The following is a 1,700-nucleotide window of genomic DNA, read 5'->3' on the forward strand; positions in this document are numbered from 1 at the left end:
GAAAGTCGCATGAAGTTTAGTGGTAGCATTACTGATATTAATGCGGCATTAAATGGTTTGATATACGCAGGCAATCCAGATTTTACAGGCAGTGATAGCTTAACGATATTAAGTGAAGATAATGATGTCACAACACCTTTGAGCGATAGTGATGTGATCAGCATTACCGTGAATCCGGTGAATGATGCTTCAGTGTTACAAAGCTTTTCTGGTGTGCCAACGCTTAATCAGCTAGGTGCTACGATTGATGGTGATGAAGCCAGTAGTTCATTGGGTGCGGCGATTGCCATGAGTGCTAATGGTCAGGTAATGGTTGTCGGTGTGCCACAGCAAGATGCTAATGGTGGAGATAGTGGACAGGTTCGCGTTTATCAATATATCAGTAACAACTGGGTAGCGATGGGTTCAGCGATTGCAGGACCAAGTACAGGTGATTTTGCAGGTAATTCAGTCGCTATTAGTAGTGATGGATTGCGTATTGCCATAGGCGCACCGTTAGCGGATAACGGAGGACTTAATCAGATCGGTAAAATACGTGTATATGATTTTACCGGTGTTGATTGGCAGCAGGTCGGTAATGATGTAGTAGGGACTTCACAGTTTGATGAAGCCGGTAGTTCAATTGCTTTAAGTGGTGATGGCAGTAAGCTAGTATTCGCAGCAAGAAAAAATAATACCAATACAGGTTTTGTTGGTGTTTATACCTATGATGGTGTCAATTGGGTGCAGCAAACGGTGATTTATGGTGAGAATGCAGGTGATGAGTTTGGTTCATCGGTGGCATTAAGTCGTGATGGCAGTACTTTAGTGATTGGTGCTAAGTATAATGATGAAGCATTTAACAATGCAGGTAAGACCAAAGTATACACTTACAATGGCAGCAGCTGGGTGGCAAAAGGGTCGCCAATATTAGGTGGTGCTTCATCCGATCAATCTGGTCATTGGGTGAGTGTTGATGCTGATGGTAGTACGATTGCGATTGGTTCGCCGTTGAATAATAGTGCTGCAGGTCTGATTAAAGTTTATGAGTGGACGGGCAGTGTATGGAGTCTTAAAGGCAGCCAGATTGCTGGAAACGCTAATGACATTTTGGGTATGTCTTTTGCATTAAATGATGATGGTGATATGCTCATTACTGGTGCGATTGGTGCGGATGCCGGTGGTGTGGATAAAGGTGTTGCAAGGATTTATCGTTATGCCGCAGGCGCATGGACGCAAGTATTGACAGATATTGAAGGTCAAGCGACGGATGATCAGTTTGGTCGGGGTATTGCCATCAGTGCAGATGGTAAAACCTTTGCTGTTGGTGCGCAATACAATGATCCTGGGGCAATAACAAATGCCGGTCAGGTTCGTGTGTATCAATTAAGCTATCCAGGCTCTGTCATTAATTATGTTGAAAATGATGCGGCAACGGTGATTGAACCAGCATTGGTGATCAGTGATATTGATGATATCAACATTGAAAGTGCGACAGTGACAATTACGGCAAATTATGCCAATGGTCAGGATGTTTTAGGCTTTGTTAATACTGCAAATATCACAGGAAGCTTTAATACAGCCACTGGGGTGTTGACATTAACGGGTACGGATACGCTTGCCAATTATCAAACAGCATTACGTAGTGTGACGTATCAAAATACCTCATTAGCCCCGAGTGAATTAAGTCGTACGGTAAGTTTTAAAGTTAATGATGGTGA

At 43.2% G+C, this 1,700-nt stretch carries 1 protein-coding gene; it reads left to right on the top strand.

The genetic code is table 11. The annotated features are described in order from the left end of the window. Positions 1–1,700, top strand: a 1,700-nt coding sequence (locus tag DNJ75_RS14765) for a WD40 repeat domain-containing protein (protein ID WP_206609131.1), incomplete at both ends; no start/stop codon positions are given.

This window comes from Cysteiniphilum litorale (assembly GCF_003428165.1).
Taxonomy (GTDB): Bacteria; Pseudomonadota; Gammaproteobacteria; order Francisellales; family Francisellaceae; genus Caedibacter; species Caedibacter litoralis.